The sequence below is a fragment of the Gordonibacter sp. RACS_AR68 genome (assembly GCF_030418485.1).
GTDB classification, from domain to species: domain Bacteria; phylum Actinomycetota; class Coriobacteriia; order Coriobacteriales; family Eggerthellaceae; genus Gordonibacter; species Gordonibacter urolithinfaciens.
In genome coordinates this window covers 940,029-965,118 of the sequence record NZ_JAIPUP010000001.1, presented here as the reverse complement: position 1 = coordinate 965,118, position 25,090 = coordinate 940,029, and the positions used below count along the sequence as shown (strand labels likewise).

The 25,090-nt window shown below is 66.0% G+C and carries 24 protein-coding genes; 6 read left to right on the top strand and 18 right to left on the bottom strand.

Annotated features, from left to right (window positions below):
* Positions 1 to 71 precede the first annotated feature (71 nt).
* Positions 72 to 959 (top strand): glycoside hydrolase family 25 protein, encoded by an 888-nt coding sequence (locus tag K9U15_RS04140; protein WP_301155639.1) that lies wholly within the window; start codon positions 72 to 74, stop codon positions 957 to 959.
* A 351-nt stretch (positions 960 to 1,310) separates the two neighbouring features.
* Positions 1,311 to 2,612: an MFS transporter gene (locus K9U15_RS04135; protein WP_123673732.1), complete on the top strand. Its 1,302-nt coding sequence runs from the start codon at positions 1,311 to 1,313 to the stop codon at positions 2,610 to 2,612.
* A 73-nt stretch (positions 2,613 to 2,685) separates the two neighbouring features.
* On the opposite strand, the gene K9U15_RS04130 is transcribed toward K9U15_RS04135, so the two are convergent.
* From K9U15_RS04130 to mnmA, 6 genes are all read right to left on the bottom strand, one after another.
* On the bottom strand, positions 2,686 to 3,243 hold the full coding sequence (locus tag K9U15_RS04130) for a hypothetical protein (RefSeq protein ID WP_123673734.1): 558 nt from the start codon (positions 3,241 to 3,243) through the stop codon (positions 2,686 to 2,688).
* A 60-nt stretch (positions 3,244 to 3,303) separates the two neighbouring features.
* Positions 3,304 to 5,421 (bottom strand): excinuclease ABC subunit UvrB, encoded by a 2,118-nt coding sequence (gene uvrB, locus K9U15_RS04125; RefSeq protein WP_367316873.1) that lies wholly within the window; start codon positions 5,419 to 5,421, stop codon positions 3,304 to 3,306.
* A gap of 184 nt (positions 5,422 to 5,605) precedes the next feature.
* On the bottom strand, positions 5,606 to 5,881 hold the full coding sequence (locus K9U15_RS04120) for an antitoxin (RefSeq protein ID WP_123649876.1): 276 nt from the start codon (positions 5,879 to 5,881) through the stop codon (positions 5,606 to 5,608).
* Between the two features lie 3 nt (positions 5,882 to 5,884).
* Positions 5,885 to 6,142, bottom strand: a complete 258-nt coding sequence (locus K9U15_RS04115) for a hypothetical protein (protein ID WP_096227201.1) — start codon at positions 6,140 to 6,142, stop codon at positions 5,885 to 5,887.
* A gap of 412 nt (positions 6,143 to 6,554) precedes the next feature.
* On the bottom strand, positions 6,555 to 7,151 hold the full coding sequence (gene coaE / locus K9U15_RS04110; RefSeq protein ID WP_096227202.1) for a dephospho-CoA kinase: 597 nt from the start codon (positions 7,149 to 7,151) through the stop codon (positions 6,555 to 6,557).
* On the bottom strand, positions 7,148 to 8,218 hold the full coding sequence (gene mnmA, locus K9U15_RS04105) for a tRNA 2-thiouridine(34) synthase MnmA (RefSeq protein ID WP_301155637.1): 1,071 nt from the start codon (positions 8,216 to 8,218) through the stop codon (positions 7,148 to 7,150). Before mnmA ends, coaE begins: the two co-directional genes overlap by 4 nt.
* Before the next feature lie 199 nt (positions 8,219 to 8,417).
* Here mnmA and K9U15_RS04100 point away from each other — a divergent pair, with 199 nt between their 5' ends.
* Positions 8,418 to 10,391 (top strand): acyltransferase family protein, encoded by a 1,974-nt coding sequence (locus tag K9U15_RS04100; protein WP_301155636.1) that lies wholly within the window; start codon positions 8,418 to 8,420, stop codon positions 10,389 to 10,391.
* A gap of 101 nt (positions 10,392 to 10,492) precedes the next feature.
* Here the strand turns inward: K9U15_RS04100 and rpsA are convergent, their stop codons facing one another.
* From rpsA to K9U15_RS04075, 5 genes are all read right to left on the bottom strand, one after another.
* Positions 10,493 to 11,716, bottom strand: coding sequence for a 30S ribosomal protein S1 (gene rpsA, locus K9U15_RS04095; protein WP_087191426.1), 1,224 nt, complete (start codon positions 11,714 to 11,716; stop codon positions 10,493 to 10,495).
* A 249-nt stretch (positions 11,717 to 11,965) separates the two neighbouring features.
* Positions 11,966 to 13,300: a sensor domain-containing diguanylate cyclase gene (locus K9U15_RS04090; RefSeq protein WP_301155635.1), complete on the bottom strand. Its 1,335-nt coding sequence runs from the start codon at positions 13,298 to 13,300 to the stop codon at positions 11,966 to 11,968.
* A gap of 191 nt (positions 13,301 to 13,491) precedes the next feature.
* The gene (locus K9U15_RS04085; protein ID WP_087191424.1) at positions 13,492 to 13,908 is read right to left on the bottom strand and encodes a Fur family transcriptional regulator; all 417 of its coding nucleotides are present in this window, start codon (positions 13,906 to 13,908) and stop codon (positions 13,492 to 13,494) included.
* Between the two features lie 158 nt (positions 13,909 to 14,066).
* Complete coding sequence (locus tag K9U15_RS04080; protein WP_154270230.1) at positions 14,067 to 14,405, bottom strand: P-II family nitrogen regulator; 339 nt, start codon at positions 14,403 to 14,405, stop codon at positions 14,067 to 14,069.
* 82 nt (positions 14,406 to 14,487) lie between these two features.
* The gene (locus K9U15_RS04075) at positions 14,488 to 15,762 is read right to left on the bottom strand and encodes an ammonium transporter (RefSeq protein WP_096227206.1); all 1,275 of its coding nucleotides are present in this window, start codon (positions 15,760 to 15,762) and stop codon (positions 14,488 to 14,490) included.
* 262 nt (positions 15,763 to 16,024) lie between these two features.
* On the opposite strand from K9U15_RS04075, the gene K9U15_RS04070 reads away from it, so the two are divergent.
* The gene (locus tag K9U15_RS04070) at positions 16,025 to 16,540 is read left to right on the top strand and encodes a GNAT family N-acetyltransferase (RefSeq protein WP_087191421.1); all 516 of its coding nucleotides are present in this window, start codon (positions 16,025 to 16,027) and stop codon (positions 16,538 to 16,540) included.
* Positions 16,541 to 16,638: 98 nt separating this feature from the next.
* On the top strand, positions 16,639 to 16,812 hold the full coding sequence (locus K9U15_RS04065; RefSeq protein ID WP_301155634.1) for a YegP family protein: 174 nt from the start codon (positions 16,639 to 16,641) through the stop codon (positions 16,810 to 16,812).
* 199 nt (positions 16,813 to 17,011) lie between these two features.
* Here K9U15_RS04065 and K9U15_RS04060 read toward each other — a convergent pair whose 3' ends face one another.
* From K9U15_RS04060 to accB, 7 genes are all read right to left on the bottom strand, one after another.
* Entirely contained in the window at positions 17,012 to 18,064 is a 1,053-nt protein-coding gene (locus tag K9U15_RS04060; RefSeq protein ID WP_096227208.1) for an inorganic phosphate transporter, read from the bottom strand.
* A 154-nt stretch (positions 18,065 to 18,218) separates the two neighbouring features.
* On the bottom strand, positions 18,219 to 20,093 hold the full coding sequence (dxs, locus tag K9U15_RS04055) for a 1-deoxy-D-xylulose-5-phosphate synthase (RefSeq protein WP_096227209.1): 1,875 nt from the start codon (positions 20,091 to 20,093) through the stop codon (positions 18,219 to 18,221).
* 14 nt (positions 20,094 to 20,107) lie between these two features.
* On the bottom strand, positions 20,108 to 20,410 hold the full coding sequence (locus K9U15_RS04050) for an exodeoxyribonuclease VII small subunit (protein WP_096227210.1): 303 nt from the start codon (positions 20,408 to 20,410) through the stop codon (positions 20,108 to 20,110).
* Positions 20,400 to 20,903 carry a transcription antitermination factor NusB gene (gene nusB / locus K9U15_RS04045; RefSeq protein WP_087191416.1) on the bottom strand — a complete coding sequence of 168 codons (504 nt, stop codon included), beginning with the start codon at positions 20,901 to 20,903 and terminating at the stop codon, positions 20,400 to 20,402. Before nusB ends, K9U15_RS04050 begins: the two co-directional genes overlap by 11 nt.
* 21 nt (positions 20,904 to 20,924) lie before the next feature.
* Complete coding sequence (locus K9U15_RS04040; protein WP_087191415.1) at positions 20,925 to 21,272, bottom strand: Asp23/Gls24 family envelope stress response protein; 348 nt, start codon at positions 21,270 to 21,272, stop codon at positions 20,925 to 20,927.
* Positions 21,269 to 22,621, bottom strand: a complete 1,353-nt coding sequence (gene accC, locus K9U15_RS04035) for an acetyl-CoA carboxylase biotin carboxylase subunit (protein ID WP_087191414.1) — start codon at positions 22,619 to 22,621, stop codon at positions 21,269 to 21,271. Before accC ends, K9U15_RS04040 begins: the two co-directional genes overlap by 4 nt.
* On the bottom strand, positions 22,621 to 24,513 hold the full coding sequence (gene accB / locus K9U15_RS04030) for an acetyl-CoA carboxylase biotin carboxyl carrier protein (RefSeq protein ID WP_227115036.1): 1,893 nt from the start codon (positions 24,511 to 24,513) through the stop codon (positions 22,621 to 22,623). The genes accC and accB overlap by 1 nt, the downstream gene beginning before the upstream one ends.
* Before the next feature lie 266 nt (positions 24,514 to 24,779).
* Between accB and K9U15_RS04025 the strand changes: the two genes are divergently transcribed.
* Positions 24,780 to 25,076: a helix-turn-helix transcriptional regulator gene (locus K9U15_RS04025; protein ID WP_096227213.1), complete on the top strand. Its 297-nt coding sequence runs from the start codon at positions 24,780 to 24,782 to the stop codon at positions 25,074 to 25,076.
* The last annotated feature ends 14 nt before the right edge of the window (positions 25,077 to 25,090 follow it).

The window sequence follows — 25,090 nt, the reverse complement described above, 5'->3', positions numbered from 1 at the left end:
GACTTCTGGTATTCGCATGGGAAGCGCGGGGGCGAAGGCGGCAGCGCGCAGCGATTTGCTAGGATGACGGCATGAACACGAACAAAACCCTCCCGCCCCGACCCTCGCGCCGCGACACTGCGCGGGCGCATGCACCCCGGCCGCGGCCGGTGCAGAGACGCGCGTCGTCGCGGCGCGTCGTCGTCGGGCTGTTCGCCCTGGCTCTGCTCGCCCTCGCAGCGGGCCTTTTGGCCGGGCGGTGCGCCGGCACCCCGCACGCCGCGGCGCCGGCCGCATACGTGAGCCCCTACGACTGGACGGGCCTCGAGCGCAACGGCGACCGGCTCGCCTACTACGAGGACGGCGTGCTGCGTTCTGACCTTGGCGTGGACGTTTCCAGCCATCAGGGCGCCATCGACTGGCCGGCCGTGGCGGCCGATGGCGTGGACTTCGCCATCGTGCGCGCGGGCAACCGCGGCTACACCGAGGGCGCGCTGTACGCCGACGAGCGCTTCGCGGAGAACGTCGATGGCGCCAAGGCGGCAGGTCTGGCCACGGGCGTCTACTTCTTCTCGCAGGCCGTCACGCCTGACGAAGCCCGCGAGGAGGCCGACTTCGTGCTCGGGCTCTTGGCCGGCCGCCCCCTCGACCTGCCCGTCGCCTTCGACCACGAACCCGTCTCCGACAACGCCGGACGCGCGAACCGCCTCACGGGCCCCGAGCTGGCCGCCTGCGCCCGCGCGTTCTGCGAGCGCATCGAGCAGGCGGGCTACGACACGCTCGTTTACGGCAACAAGCGCGACATCGCCCGGTTCGGCGGCGATGACCTCGACGGCCGTCCGGTGTGGTTCGCCGAGTACGACGTGGCCGTGCCCACCGGGCAGTTCGACTTCGTCATGTGGCAGTACACGAGCGCCGGCACGGTGGCCGGCATATCCACCCGTGCGGACCTGAACATCCGCTTCGCCGCCGCAGGCTGACGCCGCATCGCCCGAAGCCTGCCGGCCGTATCCCAACCGCAACGATCGGTTGCAGCCCTCGCCGAGCGCGGCTTCGAACCCCAAAACCGCACATTCGTACTTGACAGGGCCCAGACGCGCCAGTAGACTGTGCGGACTGGAACCAACCAAGGAGCTCTGTTTCGATGTATTACGTATTTCAGTAGTCGGCACGCCCACGCGCGCCGAACCTCGTCGCAACTTCCCGTTGCACCCCTTTTGCCAACCGAAATGGCTGGCGCGGCCGCGTTCGCAACCCCACACTGAAATGCACACCGCCCAACACCCGTTGCGCGGCCGACGAATACATCGACCTTGAAGGAGCTCTCTCCCATGACCGAATCTGCCATGACCCTGAGCGCCGCGGGCCATCCGCTTCCCAAGCGCTGGCTCGCCGTCATCGCCACCATCTGGATCGGCCAGGCCGTTTCCATGATAACCAGCTATGCCGCAGGTTACGCGGTGGTCTGGTACATCACCGAGACCACCGGCAGCGCCCTCATGCTGTCTGCCGCCGCCATCTGCGCCTACCTGCCGCAGGGCCTGCTCTCGCCGTTCGGCGGCGTCATCGCCGACAAGCACAACCGCAAGACCGTCATGATCGTGGCAGACCTGGGAGTCGGCTTGGTGTCGCTCGGGCTGGGCGTGGCCATCCTCCTGGGCCAGGTATCGTTCGCCCTGCTCATGATACTGGTTGTCGTGCGCAGCATCGGCCAGGCGTTCCACGGGCCGGCCATGATGGCCGCCATGCCGCTGCTCGTGCCCGAGAAGCATCTGCTGCGCATCAACACGCTCGACCAGCTGCTCATGAGCGTGGCGTCCATCGGCGCTCCGGCGTTCGGCATCTTCCTGTACACCACCCTCGGCTTCCATACCGTCATGTTCCTGGACTTCTTCGGCGCGCTCGCAGCCGTGGCGGGCCTCGCCCTGGCGAAGATACCCACCGTCATCGACAAGGCGGCCGAGAACCAGCACGTGCTGGCGAACCTGCGCGACGGCTGGCGCGCTCTGTCGGCAAACCGCGGCCTGGTTATCCTCATAGCCGGCGTGACGGTGGGCATGGTGGCGTTCGCGCCCCTGGGCGCCATCTTCCCGCTCATGACGTTCGACCACTTCGGCGGCGACGGCTACGCGGCCTCGCTCGTGGAGGCCGCGTTCGGCATCGGCATGGTGTGCGGCTCCATCGTGCTCATGGCCTGGGGCGGCGGCAAGAGGCTCGCTCTGCTCATCGGCGTGGCGGCCCTTATCGTAGGCGCCACCACCATGGCCTGCGGTTTCCTTGCACCAAGCATGTTCTGGGCGTTCGTTGCGCTCTGCGCCGTCATGGCGATCGCCTGCGCCTGGTTCAACGGGCCGCTCATCACGCTCATCCAGCGCAACGTGGCCGAGGAGAAGACGGGTCGTGCGCTGGGACTGTCCATGGCGGCTATGGGCTTGGCATCGCCCATTGGCATCGCGCTTGGCGGCATGTTGGCGGAGAGCATCGGAGTTGCCCCGTTCTTCGTGGTAGACGGCGCCATCTGCCTGGTATTGGGCCTCGTGGTGTATCTGCCGAAGAGCGTGCGCGCCCTCGACCATGCGCCGGCCGTCCAGCCGGAGACGGCCGGCGGGCAGACGGCGGAAGCCGAGGCCTAGCGGCGCTTGCCTGCCCTGGTGCTGCGCGCCCGGGCAGGCGGAGCCCATCGCCCGGTTCGGTCCAGGTGCTAGGTCAGGCCGCGTCCGATGATCCCTTTTCGGGCGCCTGCCCAGGCCCGGACCACTCCGGCAGACCAAGGGAAACCGGGCCGTCATGCGCCAGGAACACGCCTTCTGCCCTTGCCTCGCGCATGACGATGGACGCGCATTCCTCGTCCTCGTAGTCGCGCGCGATCTTCAGCAGAGCCGCAAGCGACTCGGGGCCCTCCTCCGGGAACGCGAACTCATCGGCGTCAAAGCATGCCTGCAACGCCTCCGGATCGTGCCGCGTGACGGCTTGGGAGAAGTCGACGAATTCGTCACCCTCTCTATCGGTGGAGAGCGGCACCACCCACACGACTGCGAACCATATGAGCACGGGGACGCTCACCGCGTACAGCACGATGGGCACGGCCGCAAGGCCTTTGAGCCGCTTGCCCTGCTCGCGCCGTGCCTTCGCGCGGCACGCGAACACGATGCTCACCACGGTTGCCGCCACGAACATCGCCAGCGCAAGCGCCACCATGCCCAAGATGACGAACGCCACGGCGCCCATCACCGACAGCATGACCATGACCGATATCCCGCCCATTTCCCCTGCCCCTTTACTCGCCGGCCTTCGATGCCCCCGCATCCGTCGCCGGTCCCGCGCCTACGAGCGGCGGCTCGACCCGTAGGCGGCGTTCTTGCGGTTGCCGAAGGCGCTGCCCTTGCGGGCGCCCTTCTTCAAGTCCTTCAGCACGTCCTCCTCGCTCGCGCCTTCCACGCTCGCGCGCAGCTTCACCACCTGGTCGCGCAGGCGGGCCGCCTCCTCGTAGTCCATGCTCTGGGACGCCGAGGCCATCTCGTCCTCCATGGAGGCTATGATGCGCAGCACCTCCTCGCGCGAGAGCGCGGCCAGCTCGGCATTCACCTGCTCGGCCGTGGTGTTGCCCACCTCGTCGGTCACGTAGTCCATGATGTCGTTGATGGCCTTGCGGATGGTCTGCGGCTCTATGCCGTGGTCCTCGTTGTACTGCATCTGTATGGAGCGGCGGCGCTTCGTCTCGTCGATGGCAAGCGCCATGGAGTCGGTCATCTTGTCGGCGTACATGATGACCTGGCCCGACACGTTGCGGGCGGCGCGGCCGATGGTCTGGATGAGCGAGCGGTGGTTGCGCAGGAACCCCTCCTTGTCGGCATCGAGGATGGCCACGAGCGAGACCTCGGGCAAATCCAGGCCCTCGCGCAGCAGGTTGATGCCCACGAGCACGTCGAACTTGCCCTGGCGCAGCTCGCGCAGGATCTCCACGCGTTCGAGCGTGGCGATGTCCGAGTGCATGTAACGCGCCTTCACGCCCTGGTCAAGCAAGTGGTCGGTCAAATCCTCCGCCATCTTCTTCGTGAGGGTGGTAATGAGCACGCGCTCGTCGCGGGCGGCACGGTCCTTGGACTCGTCGATGATGTCGTCGATCTGGGAGGCGCTCCCGCGCACGATGATCTCGGGGTCCAGCAGGCCGGTCGGGCGGATGATCTGCTCCACCTGCTGCTGCGACACCTTCTGCTCGTAGTCGCCCGGCGTGGCCGACACGTACACGAACTGCGGAATGCGCTCTTCGAACTCGTCGAAGCGCAAGGGGCGGTTGTCCAGGCAGCTGGGCAGGCGGAACCCGTGCTCGGCCAGCGTGATCTTGCGCGAGCGGTCGCCCTCGTGCATGCCGCGGATCTGCGGCACCGTCACGTGGCTCTCGTCGATGATGCAGAGGAAGTCCTTCGGGAAGTAGTCGATGAGCGTGTAGGGCGGCTCGCCCGGCGAGCGCCCGTCGATGTGGCGCGAGTAGTTCTCGATGCCGGAGCAGAAGCCCATCGTCTCCATCATCTCCAGATCGTAGTTCGTGCGCATCTCCAAACGCTGCGCCTCGAGCAGCTTGCCCTCCTCCTTGAACTGCTGCAGGCGCTCGCGCAGCTCGTCGCGGATGGTGCCGAGCGCGCGGTCCATCTTCGGGCGCGTGGCCACGTAGTGCGACGCGGGCCAGATGGGCAGCGCCTCGAACTCGTTCACCACCTCGCCCGTGACGTTGTCCACTTCCGCAATGCGCTCTATCTCGTCGCCCCAGAACTCGATGCGCAACGGGTTGTCCGCATAGGGCGGGAACACGTCCAGGTTGTCGCCGCGCACGCGGAACGTGCCGCGCTTCAGCTCGTAGTCGTTGCGGTCGTACTGGATGTCGATGAGATCGTGGATGACGTCGTCGCGGTCCATCTCCTTCTGCTTGTCCACGAACACCGCCATGCCGGCATAGTCCATGGGCGAGCCGATGCCGTAGATGCACGACACCGAGGCCACCACGATGCAGTCGCGCCGCGAGAGCAGGGCCGAAGTGGCCGCATGGCGCAGCTTCTCCACTTCCTCGTTGATGGAGGCGTCCTTCTCGATGAACGTGTCGGACGAGGGCACGTAGGCCTCGGGCTGGTAGTAGTCGTAATACGACACGAAGTACACCACGGAGTTGTTCGGGAAGAACTCCTTCAGCTCGCTGGCCAGCTGGGCCGCGAGCGTCTTGTTCGGCGCCATGACCAGCGTGGGCTTCTGCACGGCCTCGATGGTCTTGGCCATGGTGAACGTCTTGCCCGAGCCCGTCACACCCAGGAGCGTCTGGTAGCGCAGGCCGTCCTCGACCCCGCGGGCCAGCTTCTCGATGGCCTGCGGCTGGTCGCCCGACGGCTCGTAGGGCGACACCACCTTGAGAGGTGTCGTTGCCAGCCGCACCTCCGGCAGCTTGCCCTCCATCTCGAGGCCTTCGATATTCGAAAGATGCGCCACGTAAGCTCCTTCCCGAAGAGAACGCCGCATGCCGAAGGACACCGACGAGAGGGTTCATCGACCACTCAGTCTAGCACAGCAGAAGCAAAATGAACATATGTTCGTGATTCAACCGTTATCTTCCCCATCTTTCGAGATGATGTCGAGCTGCCTAGGCGCTTGCCAAATCCTTGCGAACCAAGCTGCGCAGGTAATCCGACCGGCTCATGCCCAGCTTCGACGCCCGCTCGTCCATAGCCGCAACCTTCTGCGGCGTGTCCTTAAACCCGACGAACTGCAACGGCTCCCCGAATTTGAGGGGTCGCCCCACAATGATCTCGCCCACCTGCTCGCCAGGCAAGATGCCCTGCGCTGCTTCCTTCTCCCATTCATCAAGCTGCTCGGCGGTGACCCCGAACATCTCCTCAAGCTCTTTCGCTGTCTTCACGTTCTACCTCCCTGTCAGCCCGAACTCTGCCAAAACGCTCGCTGTCGGCGGCGTCATTGCATGGTATATCAGCACACCGTACCATTTGTCGACGCCGACCATCTGGACGAGGCGTCCATCGCTGCAAAACCCAAGGGCTACCACACGATCCTCTTTCGGTGCCCTACGATGTTGCTTCCTCGCGTAGTTCTTCCAAGCATACAGGATCTCTTCCTCGGTCAACCCATGCTTGAGCGCGTGCAAATCAACCAGCACTTCCATCGGGCGATCACCTATTCCTTTTTGTTAAACGAAATTGTAAAACGTAAATGGCGCAGCGTCAAGGAAGGCAGGGCACGGAGAGCGACCCGCACTTCCTCTCGTCGTTTTTCAGATGAAGGTTTCCATGGCAGACCCCTCTTCCGGTTCCGAAAGCTGGAGAGGATCTTGCAAGCGTGGTACGGGCGGACGCGGAACACCGTCGCCATCTATGGGCCGCCCTCCCGCATTGCGGCATCGGGCAGGCGCTTGCACTGGCTCTTTTCGACAAATCACATGGTAGCACAAAAAAGAACATCCGTACTTATAAAACGGATGTTCTAATATAATTTTTCGAACATGATGCTGGCCCACGCCGGACGCGACTAAAAGCTCGGGAAGGGCCCGCCCAAGGGGCATCCTCGCCGTCTAGTCTTTACAGGCCTTTCTCGTACTCTCCCCACCAGGCTATCACCTGGTTGTGCAGTTCCTCGGGGGTGCCGTCGTTGTTGAACACCACGTCGGCGGCCTCGATGCGGTCGGCATCGGTGATCTGGCGGGCGATGCGGCGGCGCACATCGGCCTCGTCGAAGCCCGACGCCACGGCGCGCTCGATGCGCACGTCCAGCGGTGCCAGCACGGCGATAACGACATCGGCATCGTAGGCGAGCGAGGACGTGCGGTTCTTGAACACGGAATGCTCCACCACCACGGCCGGATGGCCCGCGGCCTCCAGCTCGGCCACCTTGTCGCGGTAGGCGTCCTCGATGCGCGGCACGGTGATGCGGTTGAGCTTGCGCGTCTCGGCGGGACTCACGAACGCCTTGTGGGCGAGCGCCTTGCGGTTCACCTCGTCGCCGTCCATGATGTCGACGCCGAACGTGTCCACCAGCTCTTCCCTCACCGTGTCCCAGGCGAGCACGTCGTGGCCCACCTTGTCGAGGTCGATGTACGGCAGGCCCGCATCCACAAGGGCCTTGCGGGCAGTCGACTTCCCGGCGCCCATGCCGCCGATGATGAACAGCTTCTTCATACCGATGCTACCTCCTCGATCATGCCGCCTCCGAGCACGGTGTCGCCCACGGAGAAGACGGCGAACTGTCCCGGCGCCGTGGTCGGCTGCGGCTCGCGCAGCACTGCGCGAACGCGCCCTTCGGGTTCGGGCTCTATGATACACGGAACGGCCCGGCTACGGTACCGCAGTTTCACGCTGGCGGCACGCGGCTCGTCCAGGCACACGAAGGCCTGCCACCTCACCGGGCCCACGAGCACGTTCGCAATGCGGGCCTCGTCGGCGAACCCCACCACCAGCTCGCCCGTTTCGGACCGCTTGCCCACTACGTAGTACGGCTCGCGCGCGGCCACGCCGATGCCCTTGCGCTGCCCCACGGTGAAACCTGACAGCCCGTCATGCCGGCCGAGCACGGCACCCGCGCAGTCCACGATGGCGCCCGGCGGATCGTCTACGCCCCGCTCGCGCAGAAACGCACGATAGTCTCCCTCGATGAAGCACACATCCTGGCTCTCCGGCTTCTCGGCCACGGGAAGCCCTAGGTCGGCGGCTAGCATGCGCACCTCCGCCTTCGTCGTGCCGCCCAGCGGCAGCACAAGGCGCGCCAGCTGCTCCTGCGAGAGCAGCGCCAGCATGTAGCTCTGGTCCTTGCGGGCGTCGAGCGCGCACTTCACCACGTAACGTCCGTTGTCCGCAAGCTGTGCGATGCGGGCGTAATGGCCGGTGGCCACGACGTCGCAGCCCAGCTCGTCGGCCGCGTCCAGCAAGGAGGGCAGCTTGCAGCAGGCGTTGCAGCCCACGCAGGGGCTCGGCGTGAGGCCTGCCGCGTAGGCATCCACGAACGGCTGGACCACCGCGCTCTCGAACAGGGCTGCGCAGTCCCGCTCCACATGGCGCAGGCCCAGCCGGGCGCACACCGCCGCCGCGTCGTCGGCGGCGCGGTCGGCCGCCGCATCGTCGGTGAAGCGGCAGGTGACGCCTACCACTTCGTAGCCTGCGCGCATAAGCAGTGCGGCGGATACCGCGCTATCCACCCCGCCGCTCATACCCAGCGCAACGCGCCGTGCGCCGTTCTCGCCCGTTGCCATCTTCCCTCCTTTTGCATCTTCTTTCGTCGCCAGTATAAAGGAAGCGATGCCCGTGCAGCGCAGCGCTTCAACTATACGTGAAGAGCCTACGCAGAAGGAGCGCAGCGCGGTATGATACGCTCTCGGCGCTTGACGGAGCGCTATACTGGATCCTGCGCATCCCGCGCATCGACCGCAAACGCAACAAGGGGGATCGCACGTGTCGGGCTCGAAATCCCGTTATATACCGGCGCTCGACGGCCTGCGAGCTTTCGCCGTGCTCGCCGTTATCGCCTACCATATGCGCATGCCCTGGGCACCCGGCGGCCTGCTGGGCGTCACCGTCTTCTTCGTGCTGTCAGGCTACCTTATAACCAGCTTGCTGCTCATCGAGCACGACGAATCGGGCACGATCGACCTTCCGCGCTTCTGGCTGCGCCGCGTCCGTCGGCTCGTGCCCGCCATCGTGCTCGTCGTCGTTTGCACGGCCGTGCTCTGCACCCTGTTCAACCACGCCCTGCTCACGAAGATGCGCCCCGACGTCCTGCCGTCTCTGCTCTTCTTCAACAACTGGTGGCAGATATTCCACGACGTGTCCTACTTCGAGGCGCTCGGCGCGCCGTCGCCGCTTGCGCACTTCTGGTCGCTGGCCATCGAGGAGCAGTTCTACCTCGTGTGGCCCGTGGCTCTGCTCGCCGCGCTGAAGCTGGGAGCGAGGAAGGGCACGGTGCGCAACGTCGTGCTCGTGCTGGCCGCGCTCTCCGCACTGGAGATGGCGCTGCTGTTCGACCCCGCCGCCGACCCGAGCCGCGTGTACTACGGCACCGACACACGGGCGTTTTCGCTGCTCATCGGCGCATGGCTGGCGTTCGTGTGGCCGTCGCACCTATTGGGCGCCAAAAGCGGCGTGCGCCTGACGAAGCGCGAGCGCTCCGTGCTCGACGGCGTGGGGGCCGCGGCGCTCGCGGGCTTGCTGCTGCTGGTGGTGTTCTCGAACGGGTTCTCGCCCTTCCTGTACCGGGGCGGGCTCGTGCTGTGCTCGATGCTCACCGCCTTGGTCATCGCGGTCATGGTGCATCCGGCCAGCATCATCGGGCGCGTTGCGGGCGCGAGGCCGCTCGTGTGGATAGGCAAGCGCAGCTACGGCATCTACCTGTGGCACTACCCGTTGCTGCTGCTCATGGACCCGGGCGGCATCAGCGACACGCCTTGGTGGCTCTACCTGCTGCAGCTGGCGGCCGTGTTCGGCTGCGCCGCGCTGTCGTACCGCTTCGTGGAGAACCCCTTCCGCCACGGGGCCTTCGGCCGTCTGGTGAGGAAGGTACGCTCGGGCGAGGCGTCGCTGCCGGACTGGCTGCGCACGCACGCCGTGCCTGCCGTGGGCGCCGGCGCGCTCGTGATCGTGGCCGCAGGCGGGCTGGCGCTCGTGCCGCCCACCTCGGCCTTGGAGGGCGGCGACCTGCTGAAGCAGGCCGAGCAGGGCCAGACGAGCCCCTCGGGCCAGGCCCAGGCAGATCCGTCGGGGCAACCGTTGGCGGAGGAGTCGCCGCAGGAGCCCGAAGGCTCCGCGCCCGTCGCCGACGAGCAACCGAAGCTCGATGTGCTCATGATAGGCGACTCGGTATCGGTGCGCTCCGTGCCCTATTTCCAAGAGCGCTTCCCCCACGGCGCCATCGACGCCGCCGTGAACCGCCAGATCTACGTGGGAAGGGAAGTGTACGACTCGTATCGCGACCAGGGCCTTGTAGGCGGCATCGTCGTGTTGGCGCTGGGCACGAACGGCCCGGCTACCGATGGGCAGCTGGACGATATCGTCGCCGATGTGGGAACCGACAAACAGCTCTGGCTCGTGAACACCCGCAGCCCGCAAGACTGGGTATCCTCCACGAACGACGTGCTGGCAGGCGCTGCCGAGCGCTATGGGAACGTCCATCTCATCGACTGGTTCGGCGCAAGCGCCGGACGCGACGAGCTCTTCGACGGCGACGGCACCCACCTGACCGAGGAGGGCGCGCGCGTCTATATCGACCTCGTGCACGACGCCGTGGCCAGCTACCTGCCGCAGCATGCCGAAGATGCTGCCGCTCCCGCCGTGCAAACCCCCATCGACCTGGCTCTCGCTGAAATCGAGGGAGCTTACCGCTCCGCGCTGGACGCGGCATCCCGCGACCTCCTCGGGTCGATCGAGCGCTAAACATCCGGCTCAAGGGCCGAACGGGCCGGCTGCGCCAACGACTCCTCATAAAGCAAAGAGGGCCCCTCTTTCGAGGGGCCCTCGTACAATCGGCGGGGAAGCTACTCCGCAGCCGGCTCCTCGGCGGGAGCGGCAGCCGGAGCGGCCTCTTCCTTCTTCTCGGCCTTCTTCTTGGCCGGCTTCTCCTCGGCCTGGATGGACTCGTCCACCTCGATCTCGAAGCCGAGCTCCTCGGCGGCGGCCTTCATGGACAGGGAGATGCGGCGACGCTCGGGGTTGATCTCCATGACCTTGACCTTCACCTCGTCGCCGGCCTTCACGACCTGCGCGGGGGTGTCGATGTGGCGCTGCGACATCTCGGAGATGTGCACGAGGCCCTCGATGGACTGGCCCAGCTCGATGAACGCGCCGAACGGCACGATCTTCGTCACCTTGCCGTCGACGATGGTGCCCACCGGGTAGCTCTCGACGAGCTTGATCCACGGATCCTCCGTCGTCTGCTTGAGGCCGAGCGAGATGCGCTCGCGCTGCAGATCGACGTCCAGGACCTCCACCTCGACCTCGTCGCCCACCTTGACGACCTCGGACGGATGGTTGACATGGTTCCAGGACAGCTCGGAGATGTGCACCAGGCCGTCGATGCCGCCGAGGTCGACGAACGCGCCGAAGTCGACGATCGAGGAGACGGTGCCCTTGAGGCGCATGCCCTTCGAGAGCTTCGCGAGGATCTCGGCGCGCTCGTTCTTGCGGCCCTCCTCGAGCAGCACGCGGCGGGACAGGACGACGTTGTTGCGGTTGCGGTCCATCTCGATGACGCGGGCCTCGATCTCGGTGTTGAGGTACATGTCGAGGTCCTTGACGCGACGGAGGTCGACCAGCGACGCCGGCAGGAAGCCGCGCAGGCCGATGTCGAGGATCAGGCCGCCCTTGACGACTTCGATGACCTCGCCCGTGACCACTTCGCCGGCCTTGAACTTCTCTTCGACGCGGATCCATGCGCGCTCGTACTCGGCACGCTTCTTGGAAAGGATCAGGCGGCCGTCCTTGTCCTCCTTCTGGAGCACGAGGGCTTCGATCTTCTCGCCCAGCTCCACGATGTCGGACGGGTCGGCGTCCTTGCGGATGGACAGCTCGCGGGAGGGGATGACGCCCTCGCTCTTGAAGCCGATGTCCACGAGCACCTCGTCGTGCTCGATCTTGACGACCGTGCCGTCGACCAGGTCGCCCTCGTCGAACTCGGTCAGCGTGCCGTCGATCATCTCGTTCATCTGCTCGTCGGAGATGTCGCTGAAGTCGATGACGGACGTGTTCTTGATGTCGGTCAAAACGGACCCCTTTCAAACTTAAGTCGGGGACCCTTCGTCATGATTGATTGCTTACACCATGTTCGCTCTGCAAAAGCTTGCTCGCTCAGCTGTGCAACAAAAACATGTCTCGGGGGCCTACAGTTACGTGCGCTTCCGGGAGGATTCCCGATAAGCCGCATTAGTATATCACACAGGCAACGTCCCCAGAACCACTATTCACAAGGCCCCACGATTATTTCTCGCCATTCCGCCACCTTTGGCCTCGCATCAGCCGCGGTAGCGCGCGGAGGCGGCATGCGAGCTGTAGTAGGCCCGCTTGTCCTCGTACATGGCACCGTCGGCCCACCTGACGGCCTCGTCGACAAGGCAAGGCTCCGCGGCGTAGTGCAGCCCCATGGCCATGGGGCACGAGGCGTCGGCCAGCCGGGCGCGCACCGTTTCCACCAGCGCGTCGAAGCCGTCTGCGGAGACGTCCTTCACGATGGCGAGGAACTCGTCGCCGCCCATGCGGTACACGTATGCCCCCGGGAGCGCGTCTGCGAGCGCGCTGCCCGCCGCGATCAGCGCGCGGTCGCCCCTTGCGTGGCCGTCGCGGTCGTTGATGTCCTTCAGGCCGTTCATGTCCACGTACACCACGCCGAACCCGTTGCGCGGGCCCGCGGCGTCGAGCTCCTCCACGTCGGCGATGAAGCGGTTGCGGTTCCCCAGGCCGGTGAGCGTGTCCGTGAAGCTGAGCTGGCGGAACCGCTCCTTCGTGCGGTAGCGCTCCAGCTCCATGGACAGGAAGTAGGAAAGGCTGCTGAAGAACTCCCCGCAGTGGTCCAGGTGGATAGCGGCCGGATTGTCCACGCCGATGGAGCCGATGAGCTCGCCCTCCACGAGCAGCGGCGCGTCCACCAGGGTGGTTATGCCCTGCGGGGCGAGCATCTCGTACTCGTTCGGCGAAGTCTCGCGCAAATCCTCCAGGTTCTTGACGACGATGGTCTCGCGCTTCAGGAACAGCGGCATCCACTGCGTCACGAAATGCAGGTCCATGTTCTGCAGCTCGTCGATCTGGGGCACCACGCCCTCGGCGCACCACTCGTGCGAGTTGCTGAACGAGGTGCCGTCGGGCGACACCTGGAAGAGGTACACGCGGTCGGCCTCCATGAACTCGCCTATCATCTGGAGCACGGACGTCATGTCGCCCGCGAACCCGTCTATGTTCTGCAGCTTCATGGCGCAGCGCACGAGCAGCGTCTCCAGGCCCAGCTTCGTCTCCAACGCCCGGCGCTGCTCCTGCTCGGCGGTCATGTCGAACGCCACCTCGAAACGGGCCGGGCGGCCCTCCCAGTCCACGACCTTGTCCTTGAGCAGGTAGTGGCGCCCGAACTTCTCGTTGTAGTGCGCCCACGTGACGAACGCGTCCGCGGAAAGCTCGTGGTTGTTGCAGAACTCGCAGGGGGCGTCTTTGCCCAGCACCACGTCATAGCACGTCCGGCCCCGCCAGTCGCCTACGAGGCGCTCCGCGGATCCGTTGAGGTACAGCATCTTGTGGGTATCGAGATCGCTCACGTACACGCATTCCGCCAGCGCGTCGAATATCTCGTAAGGGTTAGCCATGCCGGCCCTCTCCTCGCTATCTCCCTCGGCCCGTGCCCGTCTCGGACGACGGGCGGTGTCCGCGTGCGCCTTTGCACCCCGTGCCTTCCGGGGCGTGTTCCCGCGTCCATTCTACCCCATGAGGCAGGCGGCGGAGGGCGCGAGGCGCGAAGGCGCGGCCGTTTCTGCCCGCCGCGCGGCAGGCCTCGGCCCTAGGCTTTCTGGCAAGCGGCGCACACGCCGTCGAAGATGATCTCGTGGCCCTCGATAGCGAAGCCATGTGCATCGGCTATACGGGAGGCGATGTCCGGCTCGTAGGGCATATCGACGTCCACGATGCCGCCGCACACGCGGCACTTCGCGTGATAGTGCGGTTCGTTGAAGAAGTCATAGCGGTCGGCGCCGTTGGGCACCTCGACGCGCAGCACGTCGCCTCGGCTAGCCAGCACGCCCAGGTTGCGGTACACCGTGGCGCGCGAGATGTTCGGGTACGTGCGACGCACCGCCTCGTACACGTCGGCCGACGTGGGGTGGTTATGCAGCGACCGCACTGCCTCCAGCACGAGCGCCCGCTGTATGGTGTTGCGCGAGGGCGCCGTGGACGCCCCCTTCTTCGTTGCCGTGGCCATTGCGAACTCCTTGGGTCTGCTTATCACTATCGTAATTTAAATAGGATTATATCCCATTAACAACAACCTGCAAACCCCGCCGCCGAACCTCCACACGGGACGGCACCGATCCAGGCTGGATCGATGCCGTCCGGACATGCCGGCACCTTCTGCGCTCGCTACACAGCGGCGACGCCCGTCTCGCCGGTGCGGATGCGCACCACCTCCTCCACCGGGAAGATGAAGATCTTGCCGTCGCCCACCTCGCCGGTGCATGCCGTGGCGCGGACGAGGTCGACGAGAGGCGCCACCTCTGCATCGTCGACCACGAGCTCGAACTTCACCTTCGGTATCATGTTGAGCATCACCTCGGTCCCGCGGTAGTACTCCTTCCAACCATGCTGGCTGCCGCAGCCTTGCACCTGGCTGACGGTCATGCCGCCCACCTGCGCGGCGAACAGCGCCTCCTTGAGCGGCTCGAGCTTCTCGGGCCGCACGATGGCGGTGATCTTCTTCATTTAGCAGCTCCTTTGCTATCACTGGTTCGTCAAAGCCAGCGAGAGTCGCCGGCCCGTTCCGCCGTTCGGCAGAAGGGGAACCTTAGTCGAGTCCCACATAGGCCGGATACGCGCTCTCGCCGTGCGCGGTCACGTCGAGGCCCTGCGCCTCCTCCGCCTCGCCCACACGCAGGCTTCCCCTGAAGCACGCCTTCACGATGAAACCGAGCGCCACGTCGAGCACGCCCACGAACGCCGCCGTCACGAGAATGCCGAGCACCTGCGCGCCCAGCAGCGTGGGATCGCCGGTATAGAGCAGGCCGCCGAAATCGGTCCACGACAGCTCGGGCACGCAGAACAGCCCGGTCAGAATACCGCCGGTCACGCCACCGACCGCATGGATGCCGAATGCGTCGAGCGCGTCGTCGTAGCCGAACGTGCGTTTGAGGAACGAGACGGCGGCGTAGCACACGGGCGACACGATGACGCCCATCGCCGCCGCTGCCCATGGCTCCACGAAGCCCGCTGCCGGAGTGATGACCACGAGTCCGGCCACCAAGCCCGTCGCCGCGCCCACGAGCGTGGGCTTGCCGACCCGCACGCGCTCGACGGCCAGCCATGAAACGAGCGCCGCACTAGACGCCGCCGCGGTGTTCACGAGCGCGAGCGCGGCAACGCCGTCGGGGGCGAACTCGGAGCCCGCATTGAAGCCGAACCATCCGAACCACAGGAGCGTCGCGCCCAGCGCCACGAACGGCACGTTGTGGGGGCGGTAGCTCATCACGGCGTACCCCTTTCGCTTGCCCGCGATAACGCAGAGAACCAGGCCCGTGAGGCCGGACGAGATGTGCACCACATCGCCGCCCGCGAAGTCGAGCGCGCCGATCATGCCTCCCACGAGACTCCCCTCGCCGCCCCACACCATGTGGGCGAGCGGCGGGTACACCACGACGGTCCACACCGCCGTGAACGCGCACACCGCGCCGAACTTCACGCGCCCGGCCACCGCACCCGTGACGATGGCCGTGGTGATCATGCAGAACGCCATCTGGAACACCACGTCGGCCATCGCGGGGTACGCGTCGTGGCTCAGCGCTTCGGGGGCTTCGCCCACGATGTCGGCCACCAGCCCCGCGAGGCCGAGCTGGTCGAAGCCTCCGAAGAACGGAAGCGACCCGTCCCCGCCGTACGCGAACGACCATCCGCACACCGTCCAGGTGACGCCCACGATGCCGAGCACCGCAAACGACATGAGCATCGTGTTCACGACGTTCTTGCGACGGCTCAAACCTCCGTAGAAGAACGCCAGCCCCGGCGTCATCAGCAAGACGAGCATCGCGCATACCAGCATGAAACCCGTCGATCCTGTGTCGAACATGTGCCTCTACCTCCCTCGAATACGAGCGCTACCTGTTTACGCATTCGATGATCCCACCGCCCCGCGACCGTCCCAAGCGAGACCTGCAACTGTTAACGCGCTCAAAAACGCCTTTTAACAGACGGGAAGCATCGCCGTTACCGAAAGGAAACACGCCTCGCAGCACCGGGCCGCGAGCCCGAAGGAATCGGACTGCGGGAACGATGGCAGCGCGCACCGTTGCGGTATAGTGGAAGGGACACGCGAGAGAAAGGACCACCGCATGACCATCGAGTTCGTCCCCGTCGAAACGCCCGAGGACCGCGCCGCCCTGGCGACGCTCGCCAGCGAGATCTGGCACGAGTACTGGCCCGCCCTCATCGGCGAGGCCCAAACCGACTACATGGTGGAACAGTTCCAGAGCCTCGAAGCTATCGAGCGCGACGTGGCCGAGCACGCTTACGAGTACTGGTTCCTGCGCACCGCCGAGGATGGCCGCACCGTGGGCTACACGGGAGGGCGCGTCGAGCCCGAGACGAACCGCTTCTTCATCTCGAAGATCTACCTGCGCGCCGAAGAGCGTGGGCACGGGTTCGCCAGCCAGACCATCCGCTTCTACGAGGACCTGTGCCGCGCACGCGGACTCGCGGCCATGTACCTGACGGTGAACAAGCACAACGACCTGGGCGTGCGCGCGTACCGGGGCAAGGGGTTCGAGACCATCGACTCCGTGGAGACCGACATCGGGCAGGGCTTCATCATGGACGACTTCATCATGGAGAAGCGCATCGGCGCATAGGATGCCGTTCAACCATTGGTGAAACCGCCTGCTGTGACGCCCCTTCTATCTGACCGGGGTATATGATTCCGTTATCGTCGAAGAGAAGGAGCGGTCGCATGGGCAAGTTCGTCATCAAGACGTCCGAGACGGGATGCCATTTCGTGCTGGAAGCCGACAACGGCGAAGTCATCGCCACGTCGCAGCACTACCAGTCCAAGGAATCCTGCAAGAAGGGCATCGAGAGCGTGAAGAGGAACGCCCCCGGCGCAGAAGTCGTGGAAGAGGATTAGCTCGTTCCGCTGGCCTAACGGCCAGCGGAAACGCTCGACGGCGCGAGGGGCCCCCGTGCCCAGCCTTGCCGCTCCAAGCCTTCCTCGCGTGCAAAAGCGCGCTTCGCCGGCTCACGGCAATTCTGGGCACGGGGGCCCCTCGCGCCGATCTACAACGCCAACCCGTCTACGACCTCGTTGGACGCACCACCCGATCCCCCTAGAAGAACATCAGGAACAGGTGCGTGAACGCAAACGCCAGTAGGCCGCAGCCGGGAAACGTGAGCACCCAGGTGCCCACCATGCGGCCGGCAAGGCCCCATTTCACGTTGCGCAGGCTCTTCTCGGCGCCCACGCCCATGATGGCGGTGGTCTTGGTATGCGTGGTGGACACCGGCAGGCCCGTGAACGTGGCCAGGCCGATGCAGAAGCAGGCGGACAGGCAGGCGGCGAAGCCCTGGTACTGCTCCATCTTCACCATGTTCATGCCCACGGACTTGATGATCTTCTTGCCGCCCACGGCGGTGCCCAGCGCCATGACGGCCGACACCATGATGATGAGCCAGAACGGGAACGACACGTCGCCGCCCGACTGGCCGCTCATGGCCAGCATGATGCCCAGCATGCACAGCGACAGGAACTTCTGGCCGTCCTGCGCGCCGTGCAGCACGGCCACGCCGGCGCCCGACACGATCTGCGCCCACTTGAAGAACGAGTTCGCCTTGGAGCGCTCGGCGCGCCGGCACGCCTTCTTTATGAGGCGCGTGAACAGCCACCCCGTGCCGAACCCGAGCACCGTGGAGATGACCAGGCCGTATACCACCTTCATCCATTCGCCGCCGTTCACGCCCCCCAGGCCTCCCTGCAGGGCGATGGCCGCGCCGGTGATGCCGGCGATGAGCGAGTGGCTCTGGGACGTGGGTATGCCGAAGTACCAGGCCGCCACGCCCCATACGATGATGGCCACCATGGCCGCCGCCAGCGCGACGAGGGCGGCGTGGTTGTCGCCGCCGAAATCCACCATGTTGAAGATGGTGGCGGCCACGGCCGACGAGACCAGGGTGATGCCGGCAAGGCCGACGAAGTTGCATATCGCCGCCATAACGATGGCGGGCGTGGGCTTCATGGCCTTCGTGCCCACGACGGTGGCGATGGCGTTGGGGGCGTCGGTCGCCCCGTTCACCACCGTGGCGCCCAGCGTCAGGATGACGATGAGGGCGAGTATGGGGTCGCTGACGAACGCTGCAGCGAACGAGCCGAAATCGTAGCTCACTCAGACTCCTCCTCGAACGAAGGGCGCCGATCGGCAAGAGTATTCAACTTGTGGTCCCTTTCACGGCTTCGGTGACAAAGCACACGGAATCGTATGATAACGGTGCTTTGTCAAGTCAAGGCAACGGAAAGATCAAGTTTAGGTAAAGTCGCCCCTATTTCATGCGCTCCTCGATGGAGGCCGCTATCCCCTCGGGATCGAGGCCCAGGTCGCGAAGCAGCAAGTCGGCCTTGCCCTGCGGCACGAACATGTCGGGGATGCCCAGCGTGAGCGCGGGCACGGCCAGGCCCTGGCGCGCAAGCTCGCCCAGCACGCCCTCGCCCGCACCGCCCGACACGATGCCGCCCTCCACCGTGACCACGAGGCGCGTCTGCGCCGCACGCGCGATGGCATCGGCGTCGAGCGGCTTCGCCCAGCGCATGTCCACGACGCGCGCGTCGATGCCGCGCACCGCCAGCAGCTCCGCGGCGCCCAGCGCACGGCCCACCATGCGGCCGAACGCGAGGATGGCCACGTCGGCCCCCTCGCGCACCACCTGCGACTTCCCCACTTCCAGCACCTGGGGCTCCTCGGGCAGCGGCACGCCCTCCGCCGCCCCGCGCGGGTAGCGGATAGCGAACGGGCCGCCCAGCGCCAGCGCCGTGTGCAGCGCATGCACGAGCTCCGCCTCGTTCGACGGGGCGAGCACGCGCATATGCGGCACCATGCGCGTGTATGCGAGGTCGAACATGCCGTGATGCGTGGGGCCGTCCTCCCCCACCACGCCGGCGCGGTCGATGGCGAACACCACGTCCAGGTTCGGCAGCGCGTTGTTGATGACCAGCTGGTCCACGGCGCGCTGCAGGAACGTCGAGTAGATGGCCACGACCGGCTTCTTGCCGCCGATGGCCAGGCCCGAGGCCAGGCCCACAGCGTGCTCCTCGGCTATGCCCGAGTCCACGAAGCGGCTCGGGAACTCCTCGGCGAAGCCCGCCAGGCCCGTGCCGTCCTTCATGGCGGCCGTGATGGCCACGATACGCTCGTCCTTGCGCGCCTCGGCCGCAAGCGCCGCGCCGAACACGCTCGTGTACGAGGGAGCGGCGGACGGCTTCTTCTTCACGGCACCGGTAGCCACGTCGTACGGCGCGATGCCGTGGAACTTCTCGGGGTTGCGCACGGCCGGCCCGTAGCCGGCTCCCTTCTTCGTCACCACGTGCATGAGCACGGGTGCGTCCGTCTCCAGCACCATGGCGAGCGTCTCCTTGAGCGCGCCGATGTCGTGGCCGTCGATGGGCGCCGTGCACAGGATACCCAGCTGCTCGAAGATCATGGTACGCGGGAGCACGAACTGCTTCATGGATTCCTTCATGTTGCGCCCGAAGTTCGCGAGTGCCTCCCCGAAGGGTCCGCTGCTTTCCAGTCTCTCCTGGACGGAGTCGCGCGTCTGGCGGTACTGCGAGGAGGCGCGCATGTAGCCGAGGTGCTTCATGAGCGCGCCCACGTTGCGCGAGATGGACATCTCGTTGTCGTTGAGGACGACCACCATCGGGGTCTGCGCCTGTCCGATGTGGTTGAGCGCCTCGAACGCCATGCCGCCCGAGAGCGCCGCATCGCCTATCAGGGCTACCACCTTGTTGTCGCCGCCCGAGAGGTCGCGCGCCTTCGCCAGGCCGAGCGCCACCGAAAGCGAGTCGGAGGCATGGCCCGAGGGATGCACGTCGTAGGGGCTCTCGCCGGGCTTCGGGAAGCCGGAGAGGCCGCCGTAGGTGCGCAGCGACTTGAACTCCTCGAGGCGGCCCGTGACCAGCTTGTGCGCATAGGCCTGGTGGCCCACGTCGAAGATGAACCGGTCGCGCGGGCAGTCCAGCATGCTGTGCACGGCCAGGATGATCTCCACGGCACCGAGCGACGAGCCCACGTGACCGCCCGTCTCCGACGTTACGGACACGATCTCCTCGCGTATCTCGCGGGCGAGGATGGAGAGCTCTTCGTTGGTCAGCAGCTTGAGGTCGGCCGGCGACGAGATCACGTCGAGAATGCGATGGTCCATAGTCACGCCCCCCGTTACGCTTGAGCCGCAGCCGCCGCGGACGCCTCCGCGTCCGAAGCTGCGGCTTCGATTTCAACCTCGGTTCCCGCGGCGGCCTCGCAGACGGCCTTGCCCGCGCCGTCTTCGGCCTCGTCTTCGGCATCGCGGGCCTCGATGTTCTCTTCGAGCAGCTCGCTCGCCCGCAGGCCCAATCCCACAGCCTCCTCATACAGGGAGAGCGCCTCGTCGAGGGGCATCTCGCTCGAGCCAACGGCGTCGACGATCTCGTCGAGGCGGGCCTTCACCTGGTCAAAGCTTTCATATGACTCATGCGCCATGGGAAGGGGCTCCTTCGGGCAGCTCGCCCTCCCGCGCCGCAGCGGACGCCGACGCCGCCTTCTCCTCGGCCTTCTCCTCGTCCAGGATCTTCGCGATGCGGCCCAGCACGCCGTTGACGAAACGCGGCGACTCGTCCTCTCCGCCGAAGTCCTTCGCCAGCTCAACGGCCTCGTTGATCGTGACCGAGGTGGGCACGTCGTCCACGTACATCATCTCGTAGGTGGCCAGGCGCAGGATGGAGCGGTCGACGATGGGCATGCGCGCAAGCGCCCAGTTCTCCGACGTGGCCGCCAAATGCTTGTCGATGGCCATGCGGTGCGCCTCCACGCCGCGCACGAGCGCTGTGGCGTAGTCGGGCAGCGGGCCGTCCTCGGCCAGGTAGCGGCCTTCCTCGGCGATCTTGGTAGCGCCCTCGTCCGTGATCTCGCTCGTGTAGAGCAGCGCGAGCGCCGAGCGGCGCGCACGCGTTCGTTCATGTCGTTTAGCAGCCATAGGAGCTCAGCAAACCTCCGGCTAACCGGCAAACTGGATGCCGTCGATGTACACGTCGACCGAGGAGACCTGCGCCCCCACCTGGCTCGCCACGGCATCGGCCACGGCCTGGCGCAGGTTGGCGGCCAATTCGGGCAGCACATAACCGTAGTACACGTCCACGCGCACCGATATGACCAGCTTGTCGTCCTCGTCCACGGCGATATCGATGCCCTGGGTGGACGGCTTGGCGCCGAACACGGAGCGCAGTCCGCCCGCGGCGGCGGAGCCCACGGAGGCCACGCCCTCCACCTCGTTGGCTGCAATGGACACGATCGTCTCGACGACACCCGGCGCAAGCGCCATGCCGTCAAGGTTCAGCTCGTTCATAACACGTCTCCCATCTGGGTCTCAATGAAGTCGGTCGTCGCTTCGCCCGCGCAGAACACGGCGTTGTCCAGCACGCGGCGGTGGAACGAGATGGTGGTCTCGATGCCCTCGATGACGAACTCGTCAAGGGCGCGGCGGCCGCGCTGCAGCGCCTCCTCGCGGTCCTGGCCGTACACCACGAGCTTCGCCACGAGCGAGTCGTAGTAGGGCGAGATGCGCGAGCCGGTGCGCACATAGCTCTCCACGCGCACGCCGGGACCCGCCGGGGGCTCGAACTTGGTGATGGTGCCCGGGCAGGGCCGGAAGCCGTGCGCGGGGTCCTCCGCGTTGATGCGGAATTCCATCGCATGGCCGAACGGGGCGAACGGCGCACGGGAGGCGCAGCTGATGGGCTCGCCGGAGGCGATGCGCAGCTGCTCCTTGATGATGTCGGTACCGGTGATCTGCTCGGTCACGGGGTGCTCCACCTGCACGCGCGTGTTCATCTCCATGAAGTAGAAGTTGCCGCGCTCGTCGAGCAAAAACTCTATCGTGCCGGCGTTCTTGTAGTTCACGGCGCGCACGGCCTTGATGGCCGCCACGCCCATGGCGCGGCGCAGGTCCTCGGTGAGCGCCGGCGAGGGCGCCTCCTCGATGAGCTTCTGGTGGCGGCGCTGCACGGAGCAGTCGCGCTCGCAGAGCGCCAGGTTGTTGCCGAAGTCGTCGGCCAGCACCTGCACCTCCACGTGGCGCGGGCGCAGCACGAGCTTTTCCAGGTACACGCCGTCGTTGCCGAAGGCGGCGCCGGCCTCGGTGCGCGCGGCCTGGTACTGGGCCTCAAGATCGGCTGGGTCGTGCACCTCGCGCATGCCCTTGCCGCCGCCGCCCGCCGTGGCCTTGATGAGCACGGGATAGCCCACGCTGTCCGCGAACGCCTTGGCCTCGGCGGCCGTGTCGATGCAGCCGTCGGAGCCGGGCACCGTGGGCACGCCGCAGGACTTCATGGTCTCGCGCGCCATGCTCTTGTCGCCCATGCGCTCGATGCAGTCGGCCGCGGGGCCGATGAACACCAGGTCGTTGTCCACGCAGGCGCGGGCGAAGTCGGCGTTCTCGGCCAGGAAGCCGTAGCCGGGGTGGATGGCCTCGGCGCCGGCGTTCTTGGCTGCGGCTATGATGCTGGGCATGACGAGGTAGCTCTTGTTCGCCTGGGCGGGGCCGATGCACACGGCCTCGTCGGCGTACTGCACGGGATAGGTGTCCGCGTCCTCCGTGGAGTACACCGCCACCGTCTTCACGCCCAGCTCCTTGGCTGCGCGCATGATGCGCAACGCCACCTCGCCGCGGTTCGCTACCAGTATCTTGCTAAACATTACGCCGTCTCCGGAGCCGGGGCCGGGGCGCCGTGGGGCTCGACGTAGAACAGCGGCGTGCCGAACTCGACGGGCATGGCGTCCTCGAGGCACACCTCGCGCACCGTGCCCATCTCCTCGGCCGTGATCTCGTTCATGAGCTTCATGGCCTCCACGATGCAGAGCGTCTGGTTGGCAGCCACCTCATCACCCACCTGCACGAACGGCGGCTCGCCGGGCGCGGGGGACGTGTAGAACGTGCCCACCATGGGGGCCGTCACGCAGTACCAGTTCGAGGGGCGCTCGACGCCGTCGTCGGCGGAAGCGGGGGCCTCGGCCGCGGGGGCGGGGGCGACGGCGGCCACCGGGGCCGCCGCGGCTGCGGCCGCCACGGCGTCGGAGGACAGCGTGCCCGGCATGCGCACGGCGATGCGGGTGCCCTCCTCCTCGACTACGATCTCGCCGACGCCGCTTTCCTCGGCGACGCGAACCAGCTCGCGAATCTGATTGATGTCCACGTAATCGTCCTCCTTGGTGTGGCTCGACTCCTGCTCCATGAGGAAGTCGACCTTCTCCGATGTGCGGTGCTTGCTCAGGTACGTGCGGGCCTCGTTCGGGAACAGGGCGTACATGAGCACGTCCTCCTCGCTCTTCGCGAGGTCGCCGATCTCGTCTTCCACCTGGGAATACGTAGTGGTCACGAGCGAGCCGGGGGCAATATCGGGCGGCAGCATCTCGGAGTTGCCCACCACCTTCGCCACGATGTCCTTGTCCATGCGACCCGGCGCCTTGCCGTAGTAGCCGCAGATATAGTCCTTCATCTCCTTGGACACCACGCTCCAGCGCTTGCCGGTGAGCACGTTGAACACGGCCTGCGTGCCCACGATCTGCGACAGGGGCGTGACGAGCGGCGGGTAGCCCACCTCCGCGCGCACCTTCGGGATCTCCTGCATGACCTCGGGCAGACGGTCGCCGGCGTTCTGGATCTCCAGCTGCGACACGAGGTTGGACATCATGCCGCCGGGCACCTGGTGCGAGTACACCTTCATGTGCGTGAGCGAGGACACGCCGCGCTTGTAGTGGCCGCGCTTGCGCACCTCCTCCCAGTACTCGGCGATCTCGAACAGCAGGTCGAGGTCGAGCCCCGTGTCGTAGCGGCTCTCCTGGAGGGCGGCCACGATCATCTCCACGGCGGGATGCGAGTTGCCGAACGCGAGCGGCGCGTGGGCCGTGTCCGCGATGGCGGCACCGGCCTCGGCAGCCTTGATGATGTTGGCGGGCGCCATGCCGCCCACGTAGTGGCAGTGGATGTGCAGCGGCAGGCCGATCTCGGCGTTGAACGCCTTCACCATGCGCTCGGTGCGGTAGGGCGTGAGCATGCCGGCCATGTCCTTGATGGCAATGGAGTCGGCGCCCAGATCCTTCATCTTCTGGCCGTACTCCAAGTAGCTGTCCAGCGTGTGGACCGGCGACATGGTGTAGGAGATGGCGCCCTCGAAGTGGCCGCCGCATTCCTTGATGGCCTCGGCGTTGTCCACGACGTTGCGGATGTCGTTGAGGGCGTCGAACACGCGGAACACGTGGATGCCGTTGCGCTTGGAAGCCTTGATGAAACGGTTGCAGATCTCGCGCGAGTAGTGCTTGTACCCCACGAGGTTCTGGCCGCGGGACAGCATGGCGAGCGGCGTGTTCGGCGTGTTCGCCTTGATAGATCGCAGACGCTCCCACGGGTTCTCGTCGAGAAAGCGCAGGCACGTGTCGAACGTCGCACCGCCCCACGCCTCGATGGCCCAGTACCCGACCCGGTCCATCTTCGGCAGGATCGGCAGCATGTCCCCGATCTGCATGCGCGTGGCCCAGAGGCTCTGCTGGCCGTCGCGGATCGTGGTATCCATGATTTGAAGTCTCGGCATGAACTCACACCCCCTTCGATTTGCAGTTAGTCAAAGATCGAATAACCGATTATAGAGGAAGGTTGAGGTCGCGGCGTAGATGCCGGGGGAAATTCACTGCTAAGCAACAGAATAGGGGGATGAGGGGCGCGATCGGCCGTGCTTCGCGCAGGCGGGTGGCGGGCCAACCGCCTGCATCCCGAAATGAGCGGCTTTGTTGTCCGGCGCAGGCAAAGTGTATTCAGCTGAATACTTTCAACTTTGGAGGCTCGCCTACGATTTCGATCATGCCGGAGAAGTCACGACAGGCCAAGATGCTGGGCAAGGACCCCCTTGTCCAACTCCTCGCGCGCACGTTCGGCGAGAACGTGCGCGTCCTGCGCGAAAGCCAGCACCTGACGAAAAAGGAGCTGGCGGACATGGTAGGGTCCAGCCGAAGCCACATCACCGACATCGAGGACGGCTTGATAGACGCCGACTTCTCGAAGGTCGTGAAGTTCGCGCGGGCCTTCGAGCGCCCCCTCGACGCCCTTTTGACCCCCGGAGGAGCCCTCCATTCCCTGGGCGAGAACGAGAGGGGCTAGCCCCGCAGCCCAGC